The sequence below is a fragment of the Bradyrhizobium sp. 138 genome, from assembly GCF_023074075.1.
In the GTDB taxonomy this organism is placed as follows: Bacteria; Pseudomonadota; Alphaproteobacteria; order Rhizobiales; family Xanthobacteraceae; genus Bradyrhizobium.
The window spans coordinates 1-2,635 of record NZ_JADPKT010000030.1 but is presented as its reverse complement, the minus strand read 5'-3'; the positions used below and the strand labels follow the sequence as shown (position 1 = coordinate 2,635).

General features: G+C 61.8%; 2 protein-coding genes. Both read right to left on the bottom strand.

The genetic code is table 11. The features are described from left to right. Positions 1-13 precede the first annotated feature (13 nt). Positions 14-2,116, bottom strand: coding sequence for a recombinase family protein (locus IVA79_RS15300; protein WP_247554050.1), 2,103 nt, complete (start codon positions 2,114-2,116; stop codon positions 14-16). Then, positions 2,110-2,635 (bottom strand): hypothetical protein (locus tag IVA79_RS15295; protein WP_247554049.1); only part of this gene is annotated, 526 nt, incomplete at its 5' end. The genes IVA79_RS15300 and IVA79_RS15295, both read right to left, overlap by 7 nt.

Sequence of the window (2,635 nt, the reverse complement as noted above, 5' to 3'; positions counted from 1 at the left end):
CGAGCCGATGACTTCATGATGCCTCCTTCTTCGAATGCTTGGTGTGTCGTACCCGATTACGCAGCTGACTAATTTGTTCGTCTGAGAGCTCGATCTGCCATGGCTGACCTTTGGCTAACTGACGGCCTGCCAGCAATCTGCGCGCAAGATAATCGAACACTGTTTGCGGGGTTAATCCAAGCTCAGCCGCTGCCCCCTGAATCGAGAAGCTGCCGTCGGGCCAGCGCATGGGATTCTGGTCCACGCCGTTGATCTTGACGGTGGGAATGCCCCAGCGGGTGCGCAACAGCCAGACGTTCTCGCCTTTGAAGGCGCAGCCTCGGGCGGCGACGAAGCCTTCTTGGTTGAGTATTGCCGCGATCTCGGCATCCATTTTGTGTTCAGCATTCAAATCGACGATCCGCTGCCGCAATCGATCAATGTCGATGTAATTGCGGTAGGTGTGAACGCGCCGTTGCACGTGATGCTCGCTGGTTGCGCCGGTCTGCCAGACGATTTTGAGCCACACCTGACCTCGGATCCGCTTCTGATCAAGAACGACTTCGCGGATGACGAATCGCAAAATGCGCTTGCGATCGGCTGTCGACGTGGTGGGCGCGTTCCAAATCTGCGGCAGGTTCTCGCCGAGTGCTTGTAGCCCTGCGCGTTCCACCGGGCCAATCAGAAGCGGCTCTTGCCCACGCCAACGCGCATGCTCCTGCTCGACCGCCTCCACGGCACGCAGTTTCTCTTCCCAAGCCCGCTCAAGTGAGCGCGCCACGAGACGGTTCTCGGGCTCTACGGCGTCATACTGACGTCGAGCGCGCTCGGCCTCGTAGCGGGCGCGCTCTACGCGAAGCGCCCATTGGCGCTCGAGCTGGCGGCTCTCCTGCTCCAGTTGGTTCGCCGCCGCGAGTGCGATCTCAATCTGATCCGGCAACAGAGCGTCGAGGACCACCCGCTGGACCAAGGCGTCAACCGCTAAGGCCCGGACTTCCTGGCACAGTGCACTGCCTTCCTGATCCCGATCCGACCGGCAGCAATAGACCGGATAGTCGGCATTCGGGCCAGTGTAGCGCATGCTCATGCGCCGTCCGCAACGGCCGCAGATCGCAATTCCTTGTAACAGGGCTGCCCCCTTGCGCGGCACGCCGGCGTGTCCTGCCTCAAAGTGGGCGACGTTATCTGCCAGTCGCCGCTGGTTGGCCATGAACTCCTCCCAGCTGATATAACCCGGGTGAGCGGCGCGGAGGCAAACCGCCCAGTCGGCGATCGCCACCTTGACCGTTCCCGTCAGCGATCCCGCTTGGCATCGGCTCGGATTCTTTTGCCGGCGGCCATAAACATACGCCCCAGCATAAGCCGGATTTTGAAGGATACTAAGGACGCGTGCGCTATCTGGCACACGCCAGACGGTCTCGTGTGGAGCTGGTCCAAGCAACGGCCGAACCGGCAAGGACAATCCGTTCCGGTCCAAGTACCGCATCACACGGCGGGCGCTTTGCAGTTCCTGGAATTTGGCAAAAACGAGATGAAGACGGGCCTGCACCTCCTCATCAGGATTGAGAATAATCGTGCCGGCGCGATCATAGGCGAGCCCGGCTGGCAGGGGCAGCCGCAGTTCGCCCCGCGCCGCCTTCTGGCGTTCCCCTTGGTGAAGGCGCATCCGAAGCTGATGCAACTCCGCCTCGCTCATGATGCCGGACAAGCCCAACAGCAGGCGGTCGTGGTAGGCGCGCGGATCGTAAAGCCGCTCGCCATCCGCAATGAGCACACCGAACACCGAGCACAGTTCGAGCAACTGATGCCAGTCCCGGTTGTTGCGGGCCAAGCGAGAAGCGTCGAGGCTCACCACAAGACCGGCGTTGCCAAGGCCGATCTCGGCAATGAGCTTCTGGAAGCCATGACGATCCACACCGCCGGCACCGGATTTGCCCAGATCCTCATCAATGACCTGGACGCGTTCCGGCGGCCAGCCCAGACCGATGGCGCGATCAACGAGGCGGTACTGCAGCTCCGTGCTCTCCTGATGCTGGCGCACCTGGTTCACGGATGACTGCCGCACGTAGACATAGGCCAACTTGGCTCTATGCGCAGTCGTGAGCCGCTCGTCAGCGACGTTCAAGCTGATCAGCACGACCCAGTTCCCTTCCGGGCGTGCCGGGAACCGCTTGCATCCGCCGCAGCAGCGTGGCGAGGATTTGAGCGATCTGGGTTTGCGTCGCGGTCGACAGATTCGGCCACAGGGACGGAATGTCGTCCGTCGGACGGCCGGGTGGATTTGCCAACGTCGGCATGGGTCGATACGCAACGCGACCTGGAAGCGGTCGGTGGGTCATCGCGAATCACCTTCTCGTCAAGAAGGCTCAGACTCGCGCTCAAATGTTGCATCAATGGGATCAGCGTCCTTGCGCTGATGCGCCGCAGATCGGCGGCGTTCGGGCCAGAAGTTATCGTCTCGACAAGATCCGTAGACGCGATCCGAACCGCCCGCGGCCGGCCGTCCGGCAGCGCGACAACGACGTAGGCGGGACCGCGCCCCGATCGCTCCTTGAGCACCTCAAGCCGGTGCCCGAACAGAAAATGATGCGGGTCAGTGATCGTGACGTGAGACACGACCCGCTCGAGAATAGGGGTACTCTGACGTGTTCGGTGA